We start from the raw sequence: 25,931 nt of genomic DNA, 5'->3' as shown, positions 1-25,931 counted from the left end.
ACACCAACGATCCTTGCGGCACAAAGGAGACTCACGATGACAAAGATCCACGCCGGGCTGCTTCCGCTCGCCGTTGCATGGCTGTGCCTGGGCGCGTCGACGGCTTCGGCCCAGCCGGGCGGCAACCCGCAGGCCCGCGCCGGCGCGGCCATCCAGCGGGTGAACGGCAACTTCATCCGCGACAACGCGGCGCAGAAGAAGACCCCCGACTGGCCGAGCTATGGCCTGGACTACGCCGAGTCGCGCTTCAGCAAGCTCGACCAGGTGAACGCCGGCAACGTGAAGCAGCTGGGGCTGGTGTGGTCGTACAACCTCGAATCGACACGCGGCGTGGAGGCCACGCCGCTGGTGGTCGATGGCGTGATGTACGTCACCGCATCGTGGAGCGTGGTGCACGCGATCGACACGCGCACGGGCCAGAAGCTCTGGACCTTCGATCCGCAGGTCGACAAGTCCAAGGGATTCCGGGGCTGCTGCGACGTGGTGAACCGCGGCGTGGCGCTGCACGAAGGCAAGGTCTACGTCGCCGCCTACGACGGCCGGCTCATCGCGCTCGATGCCGCCACGGGCCAGAAGGTCTGGGAGAAGAACACCATCGAGGGCCAGAAGGGCTCCTACACCATCACCGGCGCGCCGCGCGTCTTCAAGGGCAAGGTCATCATCGGCAACGGCGGCGCCGAATACGGCGTGCGCGGCTACGTCACCGCCTACGACGCGAAGACCGGCGACCAGAAGTGGCGCTGGTTCGTGGTGCCGGGCGATCCGGGCAAGCCCTTCGAGGACGAGTCGATGGCGCGCGCCGCCAAGACCTGGGACCCGAGCGGCAAGTACTGGGAAGCCGGTGGCGGCGGCACCGCATGGGACAGCTTCGCCTTCGACCCCGAGCTCAACCTGATGTACGTGGGCACCGGCAACGGCTCGCCCTGGGCGCACAGCAAGCGCAGCCCCAAGGGCGGCGACAACCTCTACCTGGGCTCGGTGGTGGCGCTGAACCCCGACACCGGCAAGTACGTGTGGCACTACCAGGAGACCCCGGGCGACAACTGGGACTACACCTCGACCCAGTCGATGATCCTGGCCAACGTCAAGCTCGGCGGCAAGGCGCGCAAGGTGCTGCTGCATGCGCCGAAGAATGGCTTCTTCTTCGTCATCGACCGCACCAACGGCAAGTTCATCTCGGCGAAGAACTTCGTCGAGGTGAACTGGGCCACCGGCTTCGACGCCAACGGCCGCCCCATCGAGATCGCCGCCGCGCGGCAGAACGAGAAGCCCGGCGACAGCATCCCCGGGCCCTTCGGCGCGCACAACTGGCACCCGATGTCGTTCAACCCGCAGACCGGACTGGCCTACCTGCCCGCGCAGAACGTGCCGATCAACCTGATGGACGACAAGGACTGGAAGTTCGACCAGAACGTGCCCGGCCGTCCCCATTCCGGGATGGGCTGGAACACCGGCATGTTCGCCAATGCCGAGCCGCCCAAGAGCAAGCCCTTCGGCCGGCTGATCGCCTGGGACCCGGTCGCGCAGAAAGAGGCCTGGGGCGTGGACTACGCATCGCCATGGAACGGCGGCACGCTCACGACCGCGGGCAACCTGGTGTTCCAGGGCACGGCCGACGGGCGCCTGCTGGCCTACAACGCCAGGTCGGGCGAGAAGCTCTGGGAGACGCCCACCGGCACCGGCGTGGTCGCGGCGCCGTCCACCTACATGGTCGACGGCAAGCAGTACGTGTCGGTCGCGGTCGGCTGGGGCGGCGTCTACGGCCTGGCGCAGCGCGCCACCGAGCGGCAGGGCCCGGGCACGGTCTACACCTTTGCGGTCGGCGGCAGCGCCAAGATGCCCGACTTCGTGCAGTACCGCATGAGCAAGCTGGTGGAGGGCGTGAAGTACGACCCGGCCAAGGTGCAGGCCGGCACCATGCTCTATGTGAGCAACTGCGTGTTCTGCCACGGCGTGCCGGGCGTGGACCGCGGCGGCAACATCCCGAACCTCGGCTACATGGACGCGGCCTACATCGAGAACCTCGACAAGTTCGTGCTCAACGGCCCGGCCATGGCGCGCGGCATGCCCGACTTCACGGGCAAGCTCACGGGCGAGGACATCGAGAGCATCAAGGCCTTCATCCAGGGCACGGCGGACGCGATCCGGCCGAAGTGAAGCGGCGGAGTGCGGAGGGCGAGCCGTTCGTTCAGCTCGCCAGCCGCAGTTCGTGGATCAGGCCCGCCACGTTGTTGACCTGCAGCTTGTCGTAGATCGACTGGATGTGATTGCGCACGGTGGCGGGCGAGCGGCTCAGGATGGCCGCGATGTCCTTGTGGGTGTCGCCCCCCGCGAGCAGCTTGGCGATCGTGTGCTCGCGCGGCGTGAGGTCGTCGGCGCGGCAGCGCTGGCGCGCACCGAGGAACAGCAGGCGCTGTTCGAGCCGGTACGACACCGCCACATGCCTTCCCAGGTAGACGGACTGCACCGTCATGAAATGTTCCAGCAGCGACTGCGGCAACGCCTGCCGCGGCCAGCCGGCAAACTCTTCCTGCATCAGCGCGACGAAGCTCACGTCGCAGTGATAGATCGCGCCCTTCAGGTCGGCGATGGCCGAGCCGCGGGGCTGTGCGCCCGAGGCGGGCGAGAGCGTGCGGTCCAGGTGCATCACGCGGTTGAGCGCCAGTGCCTGCATGAAGTGCGGCGACACGCTGGCCAGGAAGCTCACCTCCTCGGGCCTGCAATGCGCATCGGGGTCGGCCCGGAACAGCGAGAACCAATGCATGAAGTTGGTCCGCGGATCGCTGTCCATCGTGATGAAGATGTTGTTCTGGTCGTAGCGCTGCACGTAGTCCAGGAACGGCGCGTACCGGGGTCCGCTCCACCAGCTCGCCGAGTTGAAGCCCCGGGTGCCGTGTCCCTTGCCGAAGAAGCTCGCGGCCGCGGAGTCGAGGTGCTTGAAGCTGTCGTACTCCATCATCATCTCGGGCGTCTTCTGGTGCAGGTGCAGCGTGTGCACCTCGATGCCCTCGTCGGCCGTGGAGGCCGTGCCCCACATCGACGAATCGAAGGGCAGCACGGGCTTGATGAGCTCGAGCGCGGCATCCTGGAAGGCGCTGATCGGCAGCTCGTGCGAGAAGCGGTAGAGCCGCAGCAGCAGTTCGCTGAGGTCGTTCAGGGCAGCCGGTCTGGTCATCGCGGCGAGTCTTCACTGCCCCTGCGGCGCACGCATCCCATATTCCCGTGAGTCCTTCCGCCGCTCGTCGGGCGCACTGAAGAATGGTGCATTTGCATCATTCGATTCCCGAAAAGCCAAAGCTATGGTTCGTGCACCTCGGGAGGTCCGGGGCCCAACCTTTTCGAAGAACCACCGATGCTCGCTCTCACCCGGAAAATTCCTTGCGCCTTGTCCGTCGTCACCCTGGCGCTTCTCGGCGCCTGCGGTGGAGGGGGAGGAGGCGGCGGCGGTGGTGGCTTCGGCTTCCTGCCGCCGGCCTCGACACCGGCAGCGGGCGGCGGCGGCAACGAGACCCCGGCCGCCACCACGCTCAGCGGCACGGTCGCCACCGGTGCGGCCTTCGCGGGCGCGGCGCTTACTGTGTTCGACCAGACCGGCGCCAAGGTCTGCGAAGTGACCACCACGGCCGAAGGCACCTACAGTTGCTCGCTGCCGGCCGGAACCAAGGCACCGCTGGTCGTCCGGGCCGTGCGCGACGACCTCACGCTCTACAGCACCACCGCGAGCACCGCCACCGGCACCACCAACGTGACGCCGCTGACCACCATCGTGGTGGCGCAGCTGTCGCCCAACGGCGACCCCTCGCAGCTGGCCGCTGCAATCCAGGCCGATGCGGGCGCCGTCACGGCCGGATCGATCGGCGACCAGGTCGCCAAGCTGGTCGCCGCGCTGCAGCCCCTCTTGTCCGCGCTCAACCTGAGCATCGATCCGATGAGCGGTGCGTTCACGGCCGACGGCACGGGACAGGACCGCCTGCTCGACGCCATCAACGTGTCGGTTCGTCCGGACGGCAGCGCCGCGAACATCGAGATCACCGTGAAAGCGCTGCCCGACGGGGAAGACAGCCCGCCGGTGTCCATCGTCTTTCGCAGCGGCGATGCGGTCATCGGGACCCTGCCTGCCGTGGATGCCGCAGCCCTGGCCTCGCCGCCCACGCCGGCCATGGTGCAGTCCCTCTTCGAGCGGATCAACGCCTGCTATGCGCTGCCGCTCGCACAACGCGTGGACAGTGCGATCGAGGCGGACGGCAACGCCTACGGCACCGCGGCCAATGTCGTGGCGCCTGCATGCCGCACCTTGTTCGTGGGCGACGACCCCGCCAGCTTCGTGTCGTCGGGCGCTCCCGTCGGCCGCGTGAGCAGCGGCGCGCGCCGTGCCTTCGAAAGCCTTTTCCGCACCGGCCCGACCAACCTGAAGCACGACCGCGGCAACTTCGAATACTTCCATCCCAACGGCGATGTCGCGCTGACCTATCGCTGGACGGATGTCGTGGGCAACACCGACAACGACACCTTCAACGCGAAGATCGTGGACGGCGCCCTGAAGCTCACCGGCAACAGCCACGCCTACCGTGCGTTCGTGCGTCCGCAGCTCGAGAAGAAAGACTACCTGAAGCACCAGAACCTGGTCTTCCATTCGGTCGGCTACGCCATATCGATCGACAACGTGCGCGACGGCAACGGCGACCCGGTCCTGTCGAAAGTGGTGGCGACCACCGCGTCGCTGCCGGGCAAGGAGCTGGTCCTGGTGCCCAAGGCCGGCCTGAACACGCTGGTGCTCACGCCGGACGGCACCGCGGGCTCGGCCCTCAACTCGGCGCTCTGGCGCATGTCCGCGCGCTACCTGGATCCGGCGCAGGCGGGCAGCCCGGGCGATTTCGAGAACGCCAACCTCTTCGCCTCCCCGCCGTACACCGACGAGCAACTCGGCAAGATTGCAGACCAGACCGTGTGGAGGCTGGAGTTCTTCCGCGCGGACGGCGCGCTGCCCAACGCCGTGCAGCACGTGCGCACCTTCTCCCGCGTGCCGACCATCGCGGAAGCCGTGCAGACGCCCATGGTGGAGCTCACGCCGGCGCTGCGCGCCGAGTTGCTCGCCGAAAGCCTGGGTTCCGCGCGCGGCATCGTGTTCACGGCACCGACCCCCTCGGAGCCCAACAACGTCGACTTCAGCGCCGACGGCAACACGGACGGCTGGATGGTCCCGGCCGGTGCGCTCGCGCCCACGTCCCTCGGCGTCTTCGGCCGGGCGCCCGGCCCGGGCGGTGCCCGCTTCAGCGAGACCACCACGGTGCGCAGCACGGCCCGCAAGGCGATCGTCTATTGCCAGCCGGTGGGTGGCAGCGACGCGCACTGCGTGCCCGCAGGCAGCACCGGCTGGCAGTACGCGGAAGGCGCCTCCCTTAGCACGTTCACCTTCACGGCGCGCACGGCCCGCCAGGTCGACGTGCGCAAGAACTTCGAGGTGTGGACCGTCACGCTGCCCTGATCCCCCGCCCCGCGCTCGGAATGAAAAAAGCCGCCGGACCTGCAGGTCCGGCGGCTTTTTCTGGCGGGGAAGCGAAACGGTCAGTCGGCGTACACGCCCGCGGCCTTGATGATCGGGCCCCACTTGGCGATCTCGGCCGAGACGAACTTCTTGTGTTCTGCCGGCTCGGTGCGCTTGTCGGTGACGATCACGGCGCCCAGCGCTTCTTCGCGCTTGATGAAGCCCGGGTCCTTCATTGCGGCCTTGACGGCCTCGTTGAGCTTCTTGAGCACCGGCGCCGGCGTGCCCTTGGGCGCATACACGCCGTGCCAGATCGAGACCTCGAAGTCCTTCAGGCCCGATTCGGCCAGCGTCGGCAGGTCCTTCAGGGCCGGCGTGGTCAAGCGCTTGCTGGTGGTCACGGCATAGGCCTTGACCTTCTTGGCCTCGATCTGCGACGTGGTGTTGGTGGTCTGGTCGCACAGCAGGTCGATCTGGCCGCCCAGCAGGTCGGCGATGGCGGGTGCGGTGCCCTTGTAGGGAACCGGCGTCATCTCGACCTTGAGCGCGCTCTGGAACAACAGGCCGCACAGGTGCGACGCAGCGCCCAGGCCGGCGTTGCCGAGGTTGATCTTGCCCTTGTTGGCCGCGATCCAGGCGGTCAGTTCCTTGTAGTTGTTGGCCGGAAGCCCGGGCTTGCCGATCAGCGTCATCGGCACTTCATTGACCATGCCGAGGTATTCGAAGTCGTTCTCGACGTTGAACGGCAGCTTGCGGTAGAGCGCCGGCATCGTCGACATGCCGATGTGGTTCACGAGGATCGTGTAGCCGTCCGGTGCGGCGCGGGCCACCTTGGCGGTGCCGATGGAGCTGCCGGCGCCCGCGGTGTTGTCCACCACGATCGTGGTGCCGAGCGTCTTCTGCATGGCTTCGGCCAGGTCGCGCGCCACCCGGTCCGTCGGGCCGCCCGCCGCAAAGGGCACGACCAGCGTGACGGTCTTGCCTGCGGGAAAGTCCTGGGCGTGGACGCCGGCGGCAGCGGCGGCGATCGCCGTAAATGCAAGCAGTTTCTTCATGGTGTGTCTCCCGACGATTGGATTGAAAACGGCCGCGATCATAAATGCTGACCGGGGCCTGACCCATAGCGAATAGCCCTATGAACGCGTGAATAAGTGGCACTTCTGCCGCCTCGTGCGCGCCCAAGTGTCGCGCTCGTGCAGGCAAGGTAAAGACCATGAACGCCGCGTAAGTGAAGTTTGCCGCCCGTCGAACTGTCCGACAGCCGGACCCGGCGGGTGCCGATCCACGCCGCCCGCATGGCTTCTAGGGTGAAGTCTTTGTTGCATCGACAAGGAGAACTTCAGCCATGCCCATCACCTCATCCTCGCTGGACGGAATGAAGGTCGCGATCCTGGTCTCGGATGGCTTCGAACAGGCCGAGATGACCGAGCCGCGCAAGGCCCTGGAGAGTGCAGGCGCGCAGACGCAGATCGTCTCGCCGCTGGACGGCAGCGTGCGCGGCTGGAAACACCTCGAACCTGCCGACCCCTTCGAAGTCGACGTGCCGCTGCAGCGCGCCAATGCCGACGACTTCGACGCGCTGCTCCTGCCCGGCGGTGTCGTCAACCCCGATGCGCTGCGCATCGACCCGAAGGCCGTGGCCTTCGTGCGCGCCTTCGTCCAGGCGGACAAGCCCATCGCCGCGATCTGCCACGGTCCCTGGACCCTCATCGACGCCGGTGGCGTCAAGGGGCGCAAGATGACCTCGTGGCCGTCGCTGCGCACCGACCTCCAGAATGCCGGCGCCAAGTGGGTCGACCAGGACGTGGTGGTCGACCAGAACATGGTGACGAGCCGAAAGCCCGACGACCTGCCCGCCTTCAACCGCGAGATGATGAAGCTGTTCGAGCTCGCACACGAAGACGCGCTCCAGCACTGACGCGAAACCGGCCCTGGCCGGCGTTCAGCGCGCGAGTTCCGGACCCGTGTAGCGCGCACGCGGGCGGATCAGCTGCCCCGTGGCCTGCTGCTCGAGCGCATGGGCTGTCCAGCCGACCGAGCGCGCCAGGGCGAACAGCGTCAGCGGCGCGTCCGCGGGCAGCTTGTGCACCGCGGCCATCGCCGCGAGCGCGAAGTCGACATTGGGTGCTTCGCCCACCAGCGTTTCGCCGGCCGCGCGCAGTGCCGCGAGCACGGGTGGCAGCGCCATGTGCGGGAGCAGGGCGGCAGAGCGCGCATCCCCTTGCGGATAGAGCGGATGCCCGAAGGCCGCCAGCGGGCGATCGTGCGCGAGCCACTCGCGCACCGCGGCCTCGCTGCCCATGGCCGCGGCACTGCGCACCAGCGCCTGCACGGTCGCTGCGGCGCCGCCATGCAGCGGACCGGTGAGCGTCGACAGGCCGGTGAGCAGGCAAGCCGCGAGCGATGCGCCGGTCGATGCCGTGACGCGCGCCGCAAAGGTCGAGGCATTGAGTTCGTGGTCGGCCAGCAGCACCAGTGCGCGGCGCAGCACATCGGCCGCACGCGGACGGCGCCATGCCGCGGCCATGCGCATGTGCAGCGGCGCGGCGCGCGAAGCCGAGGGCCCGAGCAATGCGTCGGCCAGCGTGCCGATCACTTCGGCCGCCTCGGACTTCAACACCGCGGGAGCGCGCCCGCGCAAGGGCGGGTCGGTCGCGGCGCGGGCCGCGAGCGCCAGCAGGCCGGCCTGCAGCGGCGTTGCGCGGCCCGCGGGCACCGGCAGCGCGCCGCCGGCGGCAAAGCGCGGCGGCGCGCTTTCCCACAGCAGTCCCGCGATTTCTTCGAGCCCGGCGTGTTCAGCCAGCAGGCAGGCGTCCTGTCCGCGATACCAGAGCCGCCCTTCGGCCACGGTGGACACGGCCGACGGCAGCACCGGCTCGCCCCATCGGATCGCCTCGCTCGCCACCGCCTCGCTGCTGCGGCGGCCGTGCGTGCGCGACGCGATGCGCTGCACGTCGTCCCGGTGATAGAGGCTGCGCCGCGGGTCCGCCGCATCGGGCTTGGCGCGCACGCGCCCGCGGCTCACGCTGGCGTAGAGCGTCTGCGGACGGACCTGCATCAGCGCGAGGGCTTCGGCGGCCGGGAGCCAGAGCGGCGTCTTCGTCGTCATGTTGATGGAATGGATCAAGATTGACGTCAATATTAGCGCCGCCAGAATCGATGTCATGCGAACAAAGGAGTACAGGCACATGAACGACGATGACGACGGCCTCGAAGGCGTGGTGGCCGCGCACACGGTGCTGTCCGAGGTGGACGGCGCCGCGGGCCGGCTGGTGATCCGGGGTCACGCGCTCGACGACATCGCGCCGCACTGGCGCCATGAAGACGCGATGAGGCTGCTGTTCCAGGGTTTCTTCGACACGCTGCCGGATGCGGCCGGCCTGCGCGCGCTACTGGGCCGCGCGCGGTGCGAGGTGTTCGAGCGCCTGCAGCCGGGCGATGCAGCCACGTTGCGCCAGCTGCCGCCGATCGAAGCCGTGCGCGCCTTGCTCGCGCGCCTGCCCGACGGCGACGACCTGGCGACCGCGCTGCGGCTGGTGGCCGCGCCCGCGGTCTACACCGCGGCGGTGATGCGCTGGCGGCTGGGCGTGCAGGCGCTCGCGCCCGACGCCAGCTGGCCGCATGCGGCCGACATGCTGCGCATGCTGCACGGCCGCGCGCCCACCGCATCGCAGGTGGGCGCGCTGGACACCTACCTCGTCACGGTGTGCGACCACGGCCTCAACGCATCGACCTTTGCGGCGCGCGTGGTGGCCTCGACGGGTGCCGGGCTCGCATCGGCCGTGCTGGCCGGCCTCAGCGCGCTCAAGGGCCCGCTGCATGGCGGCGCGCCGGGCCCGGTGCTCGATGCGCTCGATGCCATCGGCACCGCGGCCCATGCGCGCGCGTGGCTCGAGGAGGCGGTGGCGGGTGGCCAGCGGCTGATGGGTTTCGGCCACCGCATCTACCGCGTGCGCGATCCGCGCGCCGATGCGCTCAAGGGCGCGCTGCAACGCCTGAGCGCACAAGGCCAGGTCGGTGCCGCGCGCTTCGAACTCGCCGAGGCCACGGAGCATGGCCGCGCTCGCGATCCTGCGCGAGAAAAAGCCCGGCCGCGCGCTCGAGACCAACGTCGAGTTCTACACCGCGCTGCTGCTCGAAGCGCTGGGCTTCGGCCGCGAGAGCTTCACCTGCGTGTTCGCGGCCGGCCGCGTGAGCGGATGGGTGGCGCATGCGCGCGAGCAGGTGAAGAAGGGGCGGCTGATCCGGCCGCAGTCGGTGTACGTGGGGCCCGCCGCACAAGACGCCGAGGCCGTGCTCGCGCACTGAGCGGCTGCCTCGCGCTGCTGATGGTCCTGGCGCGCAAGGCCGCGCGCAGGTTCTGCCGCCGCTACTTGTAGCTGCGCGCGTCCTCGATCACCTTGCCGTCGTTCGGCAAGGTGCCTGGCGGCACCAGCTCGATGGTGCCGCGCAGCTTGGTCACTTCGCGCACCGCGTCGGCAATGCGCGCATCGAGCCCGGCCGGTGCACCCGCGCATTCGAGCCGGAAGGTCATGCGGTCGTCGCCCATCTCGCCCGACACCACGAGGCGCGCGCGCTGGATCTCCGGAAAGCGCCGCACGATGTCAGCCACCTGCGAAGGATGGACGAACATGCCGCGCACCTTGGTGGTCTGGTCGGCGCGGCCGAGCCAGCCCTTGATGCGCTTGTTGGTGCGGCCGGTGGGGCAGGTGCCCGCGAGCACGGCCGAGAGATCGCCGGTGCCGAAGCGCACCAGCGGATAGTCAGGGTTGAACGTGGTCACCACGATCTCGCCCACCTCGCCGTCGGGCACCGGGTCGCCGGTGCCGGGCCGCACGATCTCGACCAGCACGCCTTCATCGATCACCAGGCCCTCGCGTGCGCTGGTTTCGTAGGCGATGAGGCCGAGGTCGGCCGTGGCGTAGCACTGCGTCCCCTTCACGCCGTGCGCGGCGATCCAGTCGTGCAGGCTGGGCGGAAAGGCCTCGCCGGAAACCAGCGCCTTGGTGAGCGAAGGCAGCTGCAGGCCCTTCTCCTCGGCCTTTTCCAGCAGGATCTTGAGGAAGCTCGGCGTGCCCGCATAGCCCTCGGGCTTGAGGTCGGCCATGGCCTCGAGCTGCTGCTCGGTCTGGCCGGTGCCGCCGGCGAACACGGTGCAGCCCATGGCCCGCGCACCGCTCTCCATGATGGAGCCGGCCGGTGTCATGTGGTAGCTGAAGCTGTTGTGAATGAGTTCGCCGGCGCGAAAGCCCGCCGCGTGCAACGCGCGTGCGGTGCGCCAGTAGTCGCGCGCTTCGCCCTCAGGCTCGTAGATGGTGCCGGGGCTTGCGAACACGCGTGGCATGCGACTGCCGCGGCCGATGGCAGAAAAGCCGCCGAAGGGATCGTCGGCGCGCCGCTGCTTCTGCAGGTCGAGCAGTTCGGTCTTGCGTGTGACGGGCAGCCTGGCGAGCGCCTCGCGTGTCGTGATGTCCGCCGGCTTCACGCCGTCGAGGATCTTCGCAAACGCGGGCGCGGCGGTCTGGGCTTGGGCAATCTGCTTCGGCAGCGCAGCCAGCAGGTCGCGCTCGCGTTCGGCCGGGTCTCGGATTTCGAGGGCGTCGTAGTGGTCGGTCATGTCCGTACCCTTTGTCTTTCTGTTCGGTCTTGCTCCCTCTCCCCTTGGGGAGAGGGCTGGGGTGAGGGCCGCAGCCTCGAAGCCGCGACGGTCGTGTGTATGTGCCGCTGCACCCTCACCCTGGCCCTCTCCCGGAGGGAGAGGGAACAACACGAAATGAACGCCATCAAGCCAACCACCTCTTGCGCCGCTTGTAGCTCTTCACGTCGCGGAAACTCTTGCGGTCCGCACCGCCGACGCCGAGGTAGAACTCCTTCACGTCCTCGTTCTCGCGCAGGCTCCTGGCCTCGCCGTCCATCACGATGCGGCCGTTCTCCAGGATGTAGCCGTAGTCGGCGTAGCGCAGCGCCATGTTGGTGTTCTGCTCGGCCAAGAGGAAGGTCACGCGTTCCTTGGTGTTGAGGTCCTTGACGATCTCGAACACCTCCTCGACGATCTGCGGCGCGAGGCCCATCGAGGGTTCGTCGAGCAGCACCATCGTCGGGTTGGCCATCAGCGCACGGCCGATCGCGCACATCTGCTGCTCGCCGCCCGAGGTGTAGGCGGCCTGCGAAGTGCGGCGCGTCTTCAGGCGCGGAAAGTACGCGTACACCTTTTCCAGCGTCTGCTGCACCGCGGCCTTGCCGTCGGTGCGTGTATAGGCGCCGGTCATCAGGTTCTCCTCGATGGTCAGGTGCGCGAAGCAGTGGCGGCCCTCCATCACCTGGATCAGGCCGCGCCGGACGAGTTCGGCCGGCGAGAGCGCCTCGATGCGGTCGCCGCGCAGTTCGATGGTGCCCTTGGTCACCGCGCCGCGCTCGCCCGCGAGCAGGTTGCTCACCGCGCGAAGCGTGGTCGTCTTGCCCGCGCCGTTGCCGCCGAGCAGCGCCACGATGCCGCCTTCGGGCACCGTGAGCGACACGCCCTTGAGCACCAGGATCACGTGGTTGTAGATGACCTCGATGCCGTTGACATTGAGAAGGATGGTGGGTTCGCTCATGGTGTAGTCCGAAGCATTCGAAAAAGGAGCGGCAGCGCGCTGCTCCTCTTGCGAATGGCGGCTCTCGCGAGCCGCCACGGTCCGTCAGGTCCTTACATGCTGCAGTCGGCAGCGTCGCGGCGCGTGAGCTTCTTCTCGCCCGCGTACTTTTCGGCCGCCACCTTCACCATCGGCTTGATGATCTGCTCGTCGGCCTGGTACCAGTCGGACATGTCGCCCCACTTGGTGCCGTCCCAGGTGTGCACGCGCGCCCAACTCGAGCCCATGTGGTCCTGGCACGACGTGCTCAGCGGACGCAGCACCCCCGAGAAGCCCAGCGCGTCGAGCCTCTTCTGGTCGAGCGCCAGGTTCTCCATGCCCCAGCGCACTTGCTCGCCGGTCATGACCTTGCCCTTGCCGAAGCGTTCCTGCGCGCGCTTCACGGCCTCGATGCCCAGCATCTGGATGATCACGCCGCGCGTGTAGAGCACCGAGCCCACTTCTTCCTTCGGGCCCGTGCCCTGGCCCTTGTCGTGCACCTGCTTGAGGATTTCCTGGATCACCTTGGGCTGCGTGCCCGAGGTGTTCAGCGCCAGCGCGTTGTAGCCCTTGGCGTTGGCACCCACGTCCTTCACGTCGGGCTCGGCGCCGGCCCACCACACGCCGTACATCTTCTCGCGCGGGTAGCCCGTGGCCACCGCTTCCTTGAGCGCGGTGGAGTTCATCACGCCCCAGCCCCACAACAGCACGTAGTCGGGCCGCGACTGGCGCACCTGCAGCCAGGCGGACTTCTGCTCCACGCCGGGTGCGGTGACAGGGATCAGCGAGAGTTCGAAGCCGTTCTGCTTCGCGCGCTCCTGCAGCAGCGGGATCGGCTCCTTGCCGAACGGCGAGTCGTGGTACACGAGGGCGATCTTCTTGCCCTTGAGCTTGTCCATCCCGCCTTCCTTCTTGCCGATGTGCTGGATCAGGATGTCGGCCGCGGTCCAGTAGCTGCCCATCAGCGGGAAGTTCCACTTGAACACGCTGCCGTCCTGCGACGCGGAGAGGCCGTAGCCCAGCGTGATGAGCGGGATCTTGTCGTTGGGCACCTTGTCGGTCAGCGCGAAGGTGATGCCGGTCGCCTGCGGATCGAACAGCGTCACGCCGGGGCGGCCCTTGAGGCGCTCGTAGCACTCCACGCCCTTGTCGGTGGCATAGCCGGTTTCGCATTCCTCGTACGTGATCTTCACGCCGTTGATGCCGCCGGTGGCGTTGACGTACTTGATGTAGTCCTGCTTGCCGTTGGCCCACGGCGTGCCGTTGGGCGCATAGGGGCCGGTGCGGTACACCAGCAGCGGGAAGAACTGCTCCTTGGCCTGCGCTTGCGCGGCCGATGGCGCCAGAAGGGCGCCGAGGGAGCTGGCCACCAGGGCGGCGGTCAGTGCGAGCGATTTCAGTTTCATGCCTGTCTCCTTATGTGGGCACCTCAGTGCCGGTTTTGACGAACGGAAAATCAGTGGGGGAAGGGCCAGAGCCGCAACTTCTCCTTGCCCGTCGACCACAGCCGTGCGAGGCCGTGGGGTTCGACAATCAGGAAGAACACGATCAGTGCGCCGAAGATCATGGTCTCCAGGTGCGAGGCCAGCGCGGTCGAGATCGAGAAGCCCAGCCATCCCGGCAGCTGGTTCAGGAAGAGCGGCAGCAGCACGATGAACGCGGCGCCGAAGAAGCTCCCCATGATCGAGCCGAGCCCGCCGATGATCACCATGAACAGCAGCTGGAACGAGCGGTCGATGCTGAACGCCGCCGGCTCCCAGGCGCCCAGGTGGATGAAGCCCCACAGCGCGCCCGCCACGCCGACGATGAAGCTGCTGACCGCAAAGGCCGTGAGCTTGGCGTACACCGGCCGGATGCCGATCACCGCGGCGGCCACGTCCATGTCGCGCATCGCCATCCACTCGCGGCCGATGGCGCTGCGCACCAGGTTCTTGGCGAGCAGCGCGAACACCACCACGAAGACCAGGCAGAACAGATACTTCTGCACCGGCGATTCGATCGGCACGCCGAACACGTTGAGCCCCGCGACGCTCACCGATCCCGAGGACGAATTGTTGGTGAACCACTGGATGCGCAGGAACGCCCAGTCGGTGAAGAACTGCGCCGCCAGCGTGGCCACCGCAAGGTAGAGGCCCTTGATGCGCAGGCTCGGAATGCCGAACAGCACGCCGATCACCGTGGCGCAGAAGCCGCCCAGCAGCAGCGAGGCGATCAGCGGCATGCCGTCGATGCGCACCTGGAAGTTGTAGGCCGCGTAGGCGCCCACGGCCATGAACGCGCCGGTGCCCAGCGAGATCTGCCCGCAGTAGCCGACCAGGATGTTGAGCCCCAACGCCGCGAGCGACAGGATCAGGAAGGGCGTGAGGATGGCGCGCATCCAGTAGTCGGACACGCCCAGCGGCACCACGATGAACGCCACGAGCAGCAACACCAGGATGGCGATGCGGTCCTGCGCGATCGGAAAGATCTGCTGGTCGGCGCGGTAGCTCGACTTGAATTGGCCGTTTTCTCTGTAGAACATCTTTCAGACCCGATCGATGATCTTTTCACCGAACAGCCCCTGGGGCCGCACGAGCAGGAAGACCAATGCAAGAACGTAGGCGAACCAGATCTCGATGCCGCCACCGAGCATGGGGCCGAGATAGATTTCAGAAAGCTTCTCGCCCACGCCGATCAGGAGGCCGCCGATGATGGCGCCCGGGATCGACGTGAGGCCGCCGAGGATCACCACCGGCAGCGCCTTCAGCGCGACCAGCGAGAGCGAGAACTGCACGCCCAGCTTCGATCCCCAGATGACGCCGGCCACCAGCGCCGAGAAGCCGGCCACCGACCACACGATCACCCAGATGCGCTTGAGCGGAATGCCGATCGACTGCGCGGCCTGGTGGTCGTCGGCCACGGCGCGCAGGGCCCGGCCGGTCGCGGTCTTCTGGAAGAAGATGGCCAGCACCACCACCAGCCCGGCCGACACCAATGCGGCCACCAGGTCTTCCTGGCTCAGCAGCAGGCCGCCCGGAAAGGTGCCTTGCAGCACCATCAGCGGTTCCTTGGGCATGCCGACATCGATCTTGTAGATGTCGTTGCCGAAGATCGTCTGGCCCACGCCGTCCAGGAAGTAGGCGATGCCCAGCGTGGCCATCAGCAGCGTGATGCCTTCCTGGTTCACCAGCTTGCTGAGCGCGAGCCGCTCGATCAGCCAGGCCACGATCACCATCACGCCCATCGCGGCGACGAAGGCCAGGATGTTCGCGAGCACCTGGCTCTGGAAGCCGAACCACAGCGGGAACCATTCGGCGAAGCGCGCCATGGCCAGCGCCGCGAACAGCACCATGGCGCCCTGCGCAAAGTTGAAAACGCCCGAGGCCTTGTAGATCAGCACGAAGCCAATGGCGATCAGCGAATAGAGCATGCCGACCATGAGGCCGCCGAAGAGGGTTTCGAGGAAAAAGCCCATGTCAGTGTCTTTGTCTTTCTCCCTCCCCTTCCGGGGGAGGGTTGGGGTGGGGGCATGCGGCGCCTGTTGAGGCGCAGCGGTCCGGCGAGGGCTGTCGTGCCCCCATCCCAGCCTTCCCCCGAGAGGGGAAGGAGCAATGCGTCAGGGTCGTGTCGGGCATGGCGTCAGTGCTCCACACCCAGGTAGGCCCGGATCACGTCTTCGTTGTTGCGCACTTCGTCCGGTGTGCCGTCGCCGATCTTCTTGCCGTAGTCCAGCACCACCACGCGGTCGGAGATGTCCATCACCACGCCCATGTCGTGCTCGATGAGGACGATGGTGGCGCCGAACTCGTCGTTCACGTCCAGGATGAAGCGGCTCATGTCCTGCTTCTCTTCCACGTTCATGCCGGCCATGGGTTCGTCCAGCAGCAGCACCTGCGGCTCCATTGCCAGCGCGCGGCCCAGGTCGACGCGCTTCTGCAGGCCGTAGGGCAGGCGGCCCACGGGCGTCTTGCGGTGCGCCTGGATCTCGAGGAAGTCGATGATGTGCTCGACGAACTCGCGGTGCTGCAGCTCCTCGCGTTCGGCCGGACCCCAGCGCAAGGCCTGTGCGAACAGGCCGCTCTTCATCTTGAGGTTGCGCCCCGTCATGATGTTGTCGAGCACGCTCATGCCCTTGAACAGGGCCAGGTTCTGGAACGTGCGCGCCACACCCATCTCGGCCACCTGGCGCGAGTTCATGTGCTTGAAGGTCTGGCCGCGGAAGCTGATGGAGCCCTGCTGCGGCCAGTACACGCCGTTGATGCAGTTGAGCATCGAGCTCTTGCCCGCGCCGTTGGGGCCGATGATCGCCCGCACCTCGTGCTCGCGCACGTTGAAGCTGATGTCCGTCAGCGCCTTCACGCCGCCGAAGCTCAAGGAGATGTTCTGCACGTCGAGGATGACGTCGCCGACTTTTCTGCTGCTCATGCGGCGGCCTTCACGATGGGGAAGGTCCTGGCTTCGACGATCTTCAGCGTGGCGCTGACCATACCGGTGCGCCCGTCCTCGAACTTGACCTGGGTCTCGATGTACTGCTCGGTCTTGCCACCGTAGAGCGCGCTGACCAGCACCGCGTATTTCTCGGCGATGAAGCCGCGCCGCACCTTGCGCGTGCGGGTGAGCTCGTCGTCGTCGGGGTCGAGCTCCTTGTGCAGCACGAGGAAGCGCGCGACCTGCGTCTCGCCCATGCCGTCTTCGGTGGCGAGGTCGGCATTCACCTTGGCGATGCATTCGCCGATCAGTGCCAGCACCTCGGGCTTGCCGGCCAGGTCGACGTAGCCGCCGTAGGCCAGCCCGCGGCGCTCGGCCCAGTTGCCCACCGCCTCGAAGTCGATGTTGATGGCCGCGCAGACCTCGTCGCGTGCGTTGCCGAAGCACACGGCTTCCTTGATCTGCGGAAAGAACTTGAGCTTGTTCTCGATGTAGTTGGGCGCAAAGATCGCGCCGCTCGCGAGCCGTCCCACGTCCTTGGCGCGGTCGATGATGCGCAGGTGGCCCTCGCTGTCGAGCACGCCCGCATCGCCGGTATGGAAGTAGCCGTCGGCGTCGAGCACCTCGGCCGTGGCGTCGGGGCGCTTGTAGTATTCCTTGAGCACCGACACGCCGCGCACCAGCACCTCGCCGTCGTCCGCGATCTTGAGTTCGATGCCCGGCGCCGCGGTGCCGACCGTCTGCAGCTTGACCTTGCCGTCCTGCTGCAGGCACACATAGGCGCAGGTCTCGGTCTGGCCGTAGAACTGCTTCAGGTTCACGCCGATGGAGCGGTAGAAGCGGAACAGGTCGGGCCCGATGGCGGCGCCGGCCGTGTAGGCCACGCGGATGCGGCTCATGCCCAGCACGTTGCGCAGCGGCCCGTAGACGAACAGGTTGCCAAGGCCGTACATCAGCCGGTCGCCCGTGCCCACGGGCGCGCCATTGAGGATGTCGGCGCCCACGCGCTGCGCGAGCGCCATGAACTTCGCATACAGCCAGCGCTTGGGCGCGGCCGCGTCTTCCATGCGGATCGACACGGCCGTGAGCAGGCCTTCGAAGGTGCGCGGCGGTCCGAAGTAATAGCTCGGGCCGATCTCGCGCATGTCGTTCATCACCGTTTCGGACGACTCGGGGCAGTTGAGCGTGAAGCCGCCCACCAGCCACTGCGCCACCGAGAACAGGTGGTCGCCGACCCAGGCCATCGGCAGGTAGCTCATGATGTTGTCGCCGGGGCCGAGCTTGTCGGTCTCCACGCCGCCGCGGCCCGCGGCGATGAAGCTCGCATGCGTCTGGCACACGCCCTTGGGGCGGCCCGTGGTGCCCGAGGTGTAGAGGATGACGCCGACGTCGGCGGCCTCCCCGCTCGCCACCGCGCGGTCGTAGGCACCGACGTGGGCCTTGTCGAATTCGCGGCCCAGTTCGCGCAGCCGCTCGTAGCTCATGAGGCCGGGCTGGTCGTAGTGGCGCAGGCCCTTGGGGTCGTCGTAGATGATGTGGCGGATGCTCGCCTGCTGGCCCTTCTGGAGTTCGCGGCACTCGAGCAGCTTGTCGACCTGCTCCTGGTCCTCGACGATCACGAACTCGATGCTCGCGTCCTGCAGCATGAAGACCATCTCGCCGGCCACCGCGTCCTGGTAGAGCGGCACCGGCACGCCGCGCAGGCTCTGCGCGGCGATCACGGCCATGTACAGGTGCGGGCGGTTGGCGCCCACGATGGCCAGGTTGTCGAAGGCCTTGAAGCCCATGCTCGCCAGGCCGCACGCAACCTCGCGCACCTCCTGCGCCACGGCGCTCCAGTTCCAGGTTTGCCAGATGCCGAGGTCCTTCTCGCGGATGGCGGGCGCCTCGGGACGGGCCTGCGCATGGGCGAGCAGCAGACGGGGAAAGGTGGGGGCGGTGGTTTGCACAGTGGGCGGATCGTAGGCCCCACTTTGACGTTGGGTTGTCGTTCCAACGACAATCCTAGGGACACTACTCCCCGGAGTTTCCCGATGCCTCACGGCAATTCACAGCACGGCGTGCTCGGCGGTTCGATCAAGGACCGCGTGCGCGTCCCCAATGCCGCCGAGCTCGACGGCATTCCCTGGCTGCTCACGCTCACGCCGGCGGAGCGCCGCCGTGCCGAGGCCGCGATCGTGGTGGGCGAGGCCGAGGTCGGCGACCTCGTCTGCCGCGTCGGCCGTTCGCCGACCTATTGGTTCGGCGTGGTCGAGGGGCTGCTCAAGATGAGCAACGACAACGCGGACGGCGGCTCCGTCACCTACGCCGGCATACCGCCCGGCGGCTGGTTCGGCGAAGGCACGGTGATGAAGCGCGAGCCCTACCGCTACAACATCCAGGCGCTGCGGCGCAGCGTGGTGGCGGGCCTGCCGATCGAGAGCTTCCACTGGCTGCTCGATCATTCGATCGGCTTCAACCGCTTCGTGATGAACCAGCTCAACGAGCGGCTCGGCCAGTTCATCGCGGCGCTGGAGATCGACCGGCTCAACAACCCCGACGCGCGCGTGGCGCGCAACCTGGTGTCGCTGTTCAACCCGGTGCTGTACCCGGGCGTGGGCGAGGTGCTGCGCATCACGCAGCAGGAGCTGGCCTACCTGGTCGGCCTCTCGCGCCAGCGCGTCAACGAGGCGCTCAACGGCCTGTCGGCGCAAGGGTTGATCCGCGTGGAGTACGGTGGGCTGCGCGTGCTCGACCTGCCGGGCCTGCGCGCGACCGCGATGTCGAACAAGAAGAACACTGCACCGGAAACGGAAACCTCATGAGCCTTCAAGACCAGATCCAGATCGTTCCCGCGAATGCCGAGGCGGCCTATGTTCCGCCGCCCGAGCCGCCGAAGGCCAGGGCTGCCGAGGCCGGGCCCACGCTCGAGGAGGCCATGGCGCGCAACGAGATGCTCGCCGAGAAGATCGACACGCTCGACGCCGTGCTCGCCAAGCCGCTCGCCGAGATCCTGGCCGAACGCCAGAAGGCCGACGAGGCCGCCCTCGCCTGGGACCGCTTCGGCGCGATGTGGATGCTCTCGCAGCGCGCGATGCGCCGCGTGGCGCTCGATCTTGCAGCGCAACTCGGCGTGGCCGAGGAAGAGGTGGTGGCGCGTGCCATGGCCCATGCCAATGCGGTGCTCAACGGCGCCGACGAGGTCGACCTGGGCGGCACCATCGCGCCCGCGCAGCTGCAGCACATCGCGCGCCACCGGGCTTTCCTGCGCAAGCAATTCCGCGGCGGCTGAGCACGCCCCGCGTGCCGCCGAACCGACTTACCCTCCCTGCCTTCGTTCCAGAAAGACGCTCCCGATGACCGCTTCCCATCTCACCCTCATCACCGGCGCCTCGCGCGGCCTCGGCCATGCCATGGCCGCACAGCTGCTGCAAGCGGGCCACATGGTGCTCGGCATGTCGCGCCGGCAGGATCCGCAGCTCGCGGCATTGGCGAAAAAAGCCGGCGCCGAGCTCATCCAGTGGGAACAGGACCTGTCGGACCCCGTGGCCGCATCGGCGCGCTTGTCGGCGTGGCTCGGAACGCTCGATGGCCAGCGCTTCGACAGCGTGACCCTGATCAACAACGCCGGCACCGTGGGCAATCCCGCGCCGCTCGCGCGTGCCGCCGCGGGCGAGCTGTCGCTCGCGTTGCGCATCGGCCTGGAAGCGCCGATGCTGCTCGCGTCCGCGTTCCTCGGCGCCACGCGCGAATGGCGCTGCGTGCGCAAGGTGCTGAACATTTCGTCGGGCCTCGGCCGCAACGCCATGGCGAGCCAGGCGCCCTACTGCGCGGCCAAGGCTGGCATGGACCACTTCTCGCGCGCCGTGGCGCTCGAGGAGGCCGGCGCACCGAACGGCGCGCGCATCGTCTCGCTCGCGCCCGGCGTGATCGACACCGACATGCAGGTGCAGCTGCGCGGCGCATCGGCCGACAAGTTTCCGGACCGCGCACGCTTCGAGCGGCTGAAGAACGACGGCCTGCTCGACAGCCCCGACACCGCGGCGGCCAAGGTGCTCGGCTACCTGGCGCGCGCGGACTTTGGCAGCAACCCCGTGGCCGACGTGCGCGACCCCGCCTGAACCGCACCCCAAAGAAACGAGCGCAAAGCACATGGCCACCGCAAAGTCGATCGACACCAGCGACTACAAGCTCTTTCCTTCACCGAGGAACGTGCACCGCGTCATCTTCGAACACCAGGTCTTCGTGCCGTACCCCTACGCGCTGATCGTGATGGACGAGTTCTACTTCAAGGGCCGCTACAGCCTGTTCTCCGCCTGCCGCCTCAGCGACGGCAAGATGGGGCAGGTGGCGACCTTCGAGCTGGCATCGGACGTGGACATCTTCAACAAGAAGTTCACGCCGGACTGACCGCTTGAGTTTCCCAACCGATATCGCGATACCCGACGCCTATTCGATGGTCGCGCCCGAGGCTTGCACGATGCCCTTCCACTTCTCGTAGTCGGTCTTCAGGAGCGTCTCGAACTGCTCCGGCGTCATGCCTTGCGGTTCGGCGCCCTGGGCGACGATGGCGGCCTTCATTTCCGGCGTGGCCAGCAGCTTGTTGACTTCGGCATTCAGCGTGGCGACCACGTCCTTCGGCGTCTTCGCGGGCACGAAGAGGCCGTACCAGGTCGACACGTCGAAGCCCTTGTAGCCGAGCTCGGCCACCGTGGGCGTGTCGGGCAGCGAGGTGCTGCGCTTGGCCGAGGTCACGGCCAGCGGGCGCAGCTTGCCCGCCTTGATCTGCGCGAGCGCCGACGGCACCGACGACACCATCAGGTCGACGTTGCCCGCGAGCACGTCCATCATCGCGGCGTTGGAGCCCTTGTAGGGCACGTGGCGCATCTTGATCTGCGCCGCGCCGTTGAAGATCTCGCCGGCCAGGTGGATGGTGGTGCCGTTGCCGGGCGAGCCGTAGGTGATGGTGTCGGGTGCGGCGCGCGCGGCGGTCACCACGTCGTTCAGCGTCTTGAACTTCGAGTTGGCCTGCGTGACGATCACCACCGGCGTGTAGGCCACATGGGCCACGGCCGTGAGGTCCTTCACCGGGTTGTAGCTCAGGTTCTTGTAGAGCCAGGGCGCGACGACCATGTTGTCCTTCTGGCCCATCACGATGTCGTAGCCCGTGGGCGCGGCACGCGCGGCCTCGGCAATGCCGATGGTGCCGCCGGCGCCGCCGCGGTTGTCGGGCACCACGGTCCAGTGGTTGGCCTCGGTGAGCTTCTGCGCCACCAGGCGCGCCAGGATGTCCGTGCCGCCGCCGGGCGGGAACGGCACGATCATGCGCACGGGCTTGGCGGGATAGGCCTGCGCATGGGCTGCCGTGGTGAACGTGGCGGAAAGCGCGAGGGGAAGCGCGAGCCCGAGGGCCAGCGAGCGGGTGAATTTGCGGATCATGGATTTGTCTCTGTATCGGAGGGCGGATCGGCGGGGCGGGCCTCGGACTTCGCCGGGCACTGCACCAAGGGTGCAGTGTGCCGCAGGCGCGCGCGAGGGGTTTTCTTCGTTCGCGATGGGGGCCCTATCGGGTAGCGGCGGCTTGACATGCCCGGTGCGGCGCAGAAGATGAGAGTCCATCCACACAGGAGACCGCCATGCTCGGAAACATCAACGCCGTGGCCAACCTCGCGGTGAAAGACCTTGGCGCGGCCCGCCGCTTCTACGAAGGCACGCTGGGCCTCTCGCCGGCCGACACCGATTGCGAGGACCTGATCGCCTATCGCAGCGGTAACAGCCGTATCAATGTCTACCAGTCTTCGTATGCCGGCACCAACCAGGCCACGGCCGTGACGTGGGCGGTGGGCGGGGACATCGAGCGCATCGTGGCGGCGCTCAGGGACAAGGGCGTGCGCTTCGAGCACTACGACATGCCCGGTGCCCAGCTCGAAGGCGACGTGCACGTCATGGACAAGATGAAGGTCGCCTGGTTCAAGGACCCGGACGGCAACATCCTCAACCTCACGAACGATTGAGGCGCTGCCGCCCGCGCGGCGGTCAGCCGAAGTTCCTGGCGGCGAAGTCCCAGTTGACCAGCCTGGCCAGGAAGGTCTCGACAAACTTGGGGCGCAGGTTGCGGTAGTCGATGTAGTAGGCGTGCTCCCAGACGTCCACCGTCAGCACCGGCGTGTCGCCGGTGGTCAGCGGCGTGCCGGCCGCGCCCATGTTCACGATGTCCACCGAACCGTCGGCCTTCTTCACCAGCCAGGTCCAGCCCGAGCCGAAGTTGCCCACGGCCGACTTCACGAACGCTTCCTTGAAGGCGTCGTAGCTGCCCCACTTGGCTTCGATGGCCTTGGCCAGCGCGCCCGTGGGAGCGCCGCCGCCCTGGGGCTTCATGCAGTTCCAGAAGAAGGTGTGGTTCCAGATCTGGGCGGCGTTGTTGTAGATGCCGCCGCTGGACTTCCTGACGATGTCTTCCAGGGGCATCGACTCGAACTCGGTGCCCTTTTGCAGGTTGTTGAGGTTCACCACGTAGGCGTTGTGGTGCTTGCCGTAGTGGTACTCGAGGGTTTCCCTTCGAGTACTCGGGTGCCAGCGCGTCGAGCGCGTACGGCAGGGGCGGGAGGGTGTGTTCCATGGTGGGGTCTTTCCTTCTGGGTTGAGAAATCGGGTCAGGGCGCGCGCTGGGGGCTCACCTGGTAGGCGCAGCGCCGCGCACCTGCGAGCACATGCTCGACGCGGCTCACGCGCACGCCCGGCCCCAGCACTTCGCCGAAGAGCTGGAGCTCGCTGCGGCAAAAGCCCGTGCAGGCCCGCGCCGCGGTGCAGATGGGGCAGTGGTTCTCGATGAAGAGAAAGCCGTCGCCCTCGGGCCTGGACTCGGCCATGTAGCCCTCGCGGCTGCGGATGTCCGCCAGCCGCGCGAGTTTGGCGCCGAGGCTGCGCGCGCCGCGCAGGGCCTTGCTGTAGTTGTCCCGCATGGCCTGCTCGCGCACGCCGATGAGCTGGTCCATGCCCGCCTCGCCGAACACGCGGACCACGGCGCTGATCATCTGCACGGTCATCTCGGCGTGCGTGTCGGGAAAGCGGGCGTGGCCCACAGCGGTGAGGCGCCAGATCTTCACCGGCCGCCCACGGCCCGCCGGACGGCTCCCGGCATCGACCAGCCCGTCGGCCTGCAGCCTGGCCATCTGCTGGCGCACGGCTTCCACCGTGACGTCGAGCACCCTGGCCAGGTCGGGAATGCCCAGCGCGCCGCGTGTCTTGAGCGTGGACAGGATGCGGTCCGCCGGCGGGTGGTGCGGCATCGCGGCGGGTTCGGCATCGAGGGGGCGGGAGGTCATCCTCATATTTATCAAAGATGTTTCTTTGATTATCGAGGCGCGCCGGAACCCTTGTCGAGCACTTCGAAAAACAGCGCCGCCTTTACGGTTTCTTTATGCGTTGCAGGCGACTCTGTTCCCCGTTTTTACGGGTGGCTGCCGAGACTCGAGGCCTTGTCTTGATCGAGGAGCGATGAATGGATTTCGTCTGGATGGGCGCCCTGTTGGCGTTGTGGGCGTTGGTGGCGGCCATGGCCGCCGGGCTCGACCGGCTCGGCGCCTCGAAAGCCGGCGCGGGAGAACGGCCGTGATCAGCCTCGACGCTCTCTATGGCTTCGGCGCCTTGATCGCCGTGGTGCTGTTCGCGTACCTGGTGTTCGCATTGATCTGCGCCGAGGAGTTCTGACATGACCGCCTCCGCCGGATCGTTGCTGGCCGTTTTCCTCGTTGCACTCGTGTTGCTGGCCTGGCCCGCCGGCAAGCTCCTGGCCGCCTTGTGCGACGAGCGCCTGCCGCGCTGGATGCAGCGCATCGAGGCGCCGCTCTACAGGCTTGCCGGCACCGAGCCCGGAACATCGATGCACTGGCGGGCCTATGCGCTCGCGCTGCTGGCCTTCAACACGCTGGGTGCCGTCTTTCTCTACGCGCTGCAGCGCCTGCAGGGCGCGTTGCCGCTGAACCCCGCGGCCATGGGGGCGGTGTCGCCCGACTCGGCCTTCAACAGCGCGGTGAGCTTTGTCTCCAACACCGACTGGCAGGGCTACGGCGGCGAATCGACCATGAGCTATCTCACCCAGATGCTCGGGTTCACGGTGCAGAACTTCTTCTCGGCCGCGACGGGCATCGCGGTGGCCTTCGTGCTGATCCGCGGTTTCGCGCGCCGCGGCGACGGCAAAGGCCGTGGCCTGGTCGGCAACTTCTGGGCCGACCTCACGCGCATCACGCTGTGGCTGCTGGTGCCGCTCTCGTTCGTGCTCGCGCTGCTCTTCGTGGGCCAGGGCGTGATCCAGAACTTCGACCCCTACGAGGCCGTGCACACGGTCGAGGCCTCGGCGAGCGGGCAGACCATCGCCATGGGCCCGGTCGCCTCGCAGGAGGCCATCAAGATGATCGGCACCAACGGCGGCGGCTTCTTCAATGCCAACTCGGCGCATCCTTTCGAGAACCCGACCGCGTTCAGCAACCTGCTGCAGATGATCGCGATCTTCCTGATCCCGGCGGCCCTGTGCCTGGCGTTCGGCCGCGTGGTGGGCGACCGGCGCCAGGGCTGGGCGGTGCTCGCGGCCATGGCGGCGATGTTCGTCGCCGCGGTCATGGTGCTCATGCCTGCCGAGCAGGCCGGCAATCCGCTGCTGGCCTCGCTGGGGGTCGACCAGGTTGCCAGCGCGCTGCAAGGCGGCGGCAACATGGAAGGCAAGGAAGTGCGCTTCGGCATCGACGCCTCGGCGCTCTTTGCCGCCATCACCACCGCGGCCTCGTGCGGCGCGGTGAACGCCATGCACGACTCCTTCACCCCGCTCGGCGGCATGGTGCCGATGGTGCTGATGCAGCTCGGCGAGGTGGTGTTCGGCGGCGTGGGCAGCGGCCTCTACGGCATGCTGATCTTCGCGATGCTCGCGGTGTTCATCGCGGGGCTGATGATCGGCCGCACGCCCGAGTACCTCGGCAAGAAGATCGAGGTGCGCGAGATGAAGCTGATCTCCATCGCGATCCTGGTCACGCCGGTGCTGGTGCTGGCCGGCACCGCGGTGGCGCTGATGGCCGGCGCCGGCAAGGCGGGCATCGCCAACCCCGGCGCGCATGGCTTCTCGGAAGTCCTCTATGCGCTGAGCTCGGCCGCCAACAACAATGGCAGCGCCTTCGCGGGCCTCTCGGCCAACACGCCGTTCTACAACGGCCTGCTCGGCCTGGCGATGTGGCTCGGGCGCTTCGCGGTCATCGTGCCGGTGCTGGCGATTGCCGGCTCGCTCGCGGCCAAGCAGCGCCTGCCGGTCACCGGCGGCACGCTGCCCACGCACGGGCCGCTGTTCGTCTCGCTGCTGATCGGCACCGTGCTGCTGGTCGGCCTGCTCAACTATGTGCCGGCGTTGGCCCTGGGCCCGGTCGTCGAGCACCTCGTGCTCTGGAAGTGAAGGCGCGCAC

General features: G+C 67.7%; 23 protein-coding genes and 1 pseudogene. 11 read left to right on the top strand and 13 right to left on the bottom strand.

Annotated features, from left to right (window positions below; all coding sequences use genetic code 11):
* The first annotated feature begins 36 nt into the window (after positions 1-36).
* On the top strand, positions 37-2,157 hold the full coding sequence (locus tag ABID97_RS01145; RefSeq protein WP_354396755.1) for a PQQ-dependent dehydrogenase, methanol/ethanol family: 2,121 nt from the start codon (positions 37-39) through the stop codon (positions 2,155-2,157).
* A 31-nt stretch (positions 2,158-2,188) separates the two neighbouring features.
* On the opposite strand, the gene ABID97_RS01140 is transcribed toward ABID97_RS01145, so the two are convergent.
* Complete coding sequence (locus ABID97_RS01140; protein WP_354396754.1) at positions 2,189-3,175, bottom strand: LuxR C-terminal-related transcriptional regulator; 987 nt, start codon at positions 3,173-3,175, stop codon at positions 2,189-2,191.
* Positions 3,176-3,385: 210 nt separating this feature from the next.
* Here ABID97_RS01140 and ABID97_RS01135 point away from each other — a divergent pair, with 210 nt between their 5' ends.
* Positions 3,386-5,485 (top strand): carboxypeptidase regulatory-like domain-containing protein, encoded by a 2,100-nt coding sequence (locus tag ABID97_RS01135; protein ID WP_354396753.1) that lies wholly within the window; start codon positions 3,386-3,388, stop codon positions 5,483-5,485.
* Positions 5,486-5,565: 80 nt separating this feature from the next.
* On the opposite strand, the gene ABID97_RS01130 is transcribed toward ABID97_RS01135, so the two are convergent.
* Positions 5,566-6,540: a tripartite tricarboxylate transporter substrate-binding protein gene (locus ABID97_RS01130; protein WP_354396752.1), complete on the bottom strand. Its 975-nt coding sequence runs from the start codon at positions 6,538-6,540 to the stop codon at positions 5,566-5,568.
* Between the two features lie 290 nt (positions 6,541-6,830).
* On the opposite strand from ABID97_RS01130, the gene ABID97_RS01125 reads away from it, so the two are divergent.
* Positions 6,831-7,403, top strand: a complete 573-nt coding sequence (locus ABID97_RS01125) for a type 1 glutamine amidotransferase domain-containing protein (protein ID WP_354396751.1) — start codon at positions 6,831-6,833, stop codon at positions 7,401-7,403.
* Between the two features lie 24 nt (positions 7,404-7,427).
* Here the strand turns inward: ABID97_RS01125 and ABID97_RS01120 are convergent, their stop codons facing one another.
* Positions 7,428-8,594 (bottom strand): citrate synthase, encoded by a 1,167-nt coding sequence (locus ABID97_RS01120; RefSeq protein WP_354396750.1) that lies wholly within the window; start codon positions 8,592-8,594, stop codon positions 7,428-7,430.
* Positions 8,595-8,673: 79 nt separating this feature from the next.
* On the opposite strand from ABID97_RS01120, the gene ABID97_RS01115 reads away from it, so the two are divergent.
* On the top strand, positions 8,674-9,864 hold the full coding sequence (locus tag ABID97_RS01115; RefSeq protein ID WP_503012735.1) for a citrate/2-methylcitrate synthase: 1,191 nt from the start codon (positions 8,674-8,676) through the stop codon (positions 9,862-9,864).
* Here the strand turns inward: ABID97_RS01115 and ABID97_RS01105 are convergent.
* From ABID97_RS01105 to ABID97_RS01075, 7 genes are all read right to left on the bottom strand, one after another.
* Entirely contained in the window at positions 9,855-11,102 is a 1,248-nt protein-coding gene (locus tag ABID97_RS01105) for a phenylacetate--CoA ligase family protein (protein WP_354396749.1), read from the bottom strand. The genes ABID97_RS01115 and ABID97_RS01105 overlap by 10 nt on opposite strands.
* Positions 11,103-11,268: 166 nt before the next feature.
* On the bottom strand, positions 11,269-12,081 hold the full coding sequence (locus tag ABID97_RS01100; protein ID WP_354396748.1) for an ABC transporter ATP-binding protein: 813 nt from the start codon (positions 12,079-12,081) through the stop codon (positions 11,269-11,271).
* A 92-nt stretch (positions 12,082-12,173) separates the two neighbouring features.
* The gene (locus ABID97_RS01095) at positions 12,174-13,505 is read right to left on the bottom strand and encodes an ABC transporter substrate-binding protein (protein WP_354396747.1); all 1,332 of its coding nucleotides are present in this window, start codon (positions 13,503-13,505) and stop codon (positions 12,174-12,176) included.
* Between the two features lie 50 nt (positions 13,506-13,555).
* Positions 13,556-14,620, bottom strand: coding sequence for a branched-chain amino acid ABC transporter permease (locus tag ABID97_RS01090; RefSeq protein ID WP_354396746.1), 1,065 nt, complete (start codon positions 14,618-14,620; stop codon positions 13,556-13,558).
* Between the two features lie 3 nt (positions 14,621-14,623).
* A complete protein-coding gene (locus ABID97_RS01085) occupies positions 14,624-15,553 on the bottom strand; it encodes a branched-chain amino acid ABC transporter permease (protein WP_354396745.1) in 930 nt (309 codons plus the stop codon).
* A gap of 164 nt (positions 15,554-15,717) precedes the next feature.
* The gene (locus ABID97_RS01080) at positions 15,718-16,503 is read right to left on the bottom strand and encodes an ABC transporter ATP-binding protein (protein ID WP_354396744.1); all 786 of its coding nucleotides are present in this window, start codon (positions 16,501-16,503) and stop codon (positions 15,718-15,720) included.
* Positions 16,500-18,455, bottom strand: a complete 1,956-nt coding sequence (locus ABID97_RS01075) for an AMP-dependent synthetase/ligase (RefSeq protein WP_354396743.1) — start codon at positions 18,453-18,455, stop codon at positions 16,500-16,502. Before ABID97_RS01075 ends, ABID97_RS01080 begins: the two co-directional genes overlap by 4 nt.
* An 84-nt stretch (positions 18,456-18,539) precedes the next feature.
* Here ABID97_RS01075 and ABID97_RS01070 point away from each other — a divergent pair, with 84 nt between their 5' ends.
* The 4 genes from ABID97_RS01070 to ABID97_RS01055 all read left to right on the top strand — a co-directional run bounded on the left by ABID97_RS01070 (position 18,540) and on the right by ABID97_RS01055 (position 20,895).
* Positions 18,540-19,310 carry a Crp/Fnr family transcriptional regulator gene (locus tag ABID97_RS01070; protein ID WP_354396742.1) on the top strand — a complete coding sequence of 257 codons (771 nt, stop codon included), beginning with the start codon at positions 18,540-18,542 and terminating at the stop codon, positions 19,308-19,310.
* Entirely contained in the window at positions 19,307-19,777 is a 471-nt protein-coding gene (locus tag ABID97_RS01065) for a hypothetical protein (RefSeq protein WP_354396741.1), read from the top strand. Before ABID97_RS01070 ends, ABID97_RS01065 begins: the two co-directional genes overlap by 4 nt.
* A gap of 64 nt (positions 19,778-19,841) precedes the next feature.
* Positions 19,842-20,606, top strand: coding sequence for an SDR family NAD(P)-dependent oxidoreductase (locus ABID97_RS01060; RefSeq protein ID WP_354396740.1), 765 nt, complete (start codon positions 19,842-19,844; stop codon positions 20,604-20,606).
* 31 nt (positions 20,607-20,637) lie between these two features.
* Entirely contained in the window at positions 20,638-20,895 is a 258-nt protein-coding gene (locus ABID97_RS01055; RefSeq protein ID WP_028260197.1) for a hypothetical protein, read from the top strand.
* A gap of 39 nt (positions 20,896-20,934) precedes the next feature.
* Here ABID97_RS01055 and ABID97_RS01050 read toward each other — a convergent pair whose 3' ends face one another.
* The gene (locus ABID97_RS01050; protein WP_354396739.1) at positions 20,935-21,924 is read right to left on the bottom strand and encodes a Bug family tripartite tricarboxylate transporter substrate binding protein; all 990 of its coding nucleotides are present in this window, start codon (positions 21,922-21,924) and stop codon (positions 20,935-20,937) included.
* A 197-nt stretch (positions 21,925-22,121) separates the two neighbouring features.
* On the opposite strand from ABID97_RS01050, the gene ABID97_RS01045 reads away from it, so the two are divergent.
* Positions 22,122-22,499, top strand: a complete 378-nt coding sequence (locus ABID97_RS01045) for a VOC family protein (protein WP_354396738.1) — start codon at positions 22,122-22,124, stop codon at positions 22,497-22,499.
* Positions 22,500-22,521: 22 nt separating this feature from the next.
* Here the strand turns inward: ABID97_RS01045 and ABID97_RS01040 are convergent.
* Together ABID97_RS01040 and ABID97_RS01035 are read right to left on the bottom strand one after the other, a co-directional pair.
* Positions 22,522-23,104 (bottom strand): annotated as a pseudogene (locus tag ABID97_RS01040) (superoxide dismutase).
* 34 nt (positions 23,105-23,138) lie between these two features.
* Entirely contained in the window at positions 23,139-23,810 is a 672-nt protein-coding gene (locus ABID97_RS01035; RefSeq protein ID WP_354396737.1) for a helix-turn-helix transcriptional regulator, read from the bottom strand.
* 286 nt (positions 23,811-24,096) lie between these two features.
* Between ABID97_RS01035 and kdpF the strand changes: the two genes are divergently transcribed.
* Together kdpF and kdpA are read left to right on the top strand one after the other, a co-directional pair.
* Positions 24,097-24,195: a K(+)-transporting ATPase subunit F gene (kdpF, locus tag ABID97_RS01030; protein ID WP_354396736.1), complete on the top strand. Its 99-nt coding sequence runs from the start codon at positions 24,097-24,099 to the stop codon at positions 24,193-24,195.
* 1 nt (position 24,196) lies between these two features.
* Positions 24,197-25,921: a potassium-transporting ATPase subunit KdpA gene (gene kdpA / locus ABID97_RS01025; RefSeq protein WP_354396735.1), complete on the top strand. Its 1,725-nt coding sequence runs from the start codon at positions 24,197-24,199 to the stop codon at positions 25,919-25,921.
* The last annotated feature ends 10 nt before the right edge of the window (positions 25,922-25,931 follow it).

It is taken from the genome of Variovorax sp. OAS795 (genome assembly GCF_040546685.1).
Classification (GTDB): Bacteria; Pseudomonadota; Gammaproteobacteria; order Burkholderiales; family Burkholderiaceae_C; genus Variovorax.
The sequence above is the reverse complement of the archived record's forward strand: the minus strand, read 5'-3'. Positions and strand labels throughout refer to the sequence as shown.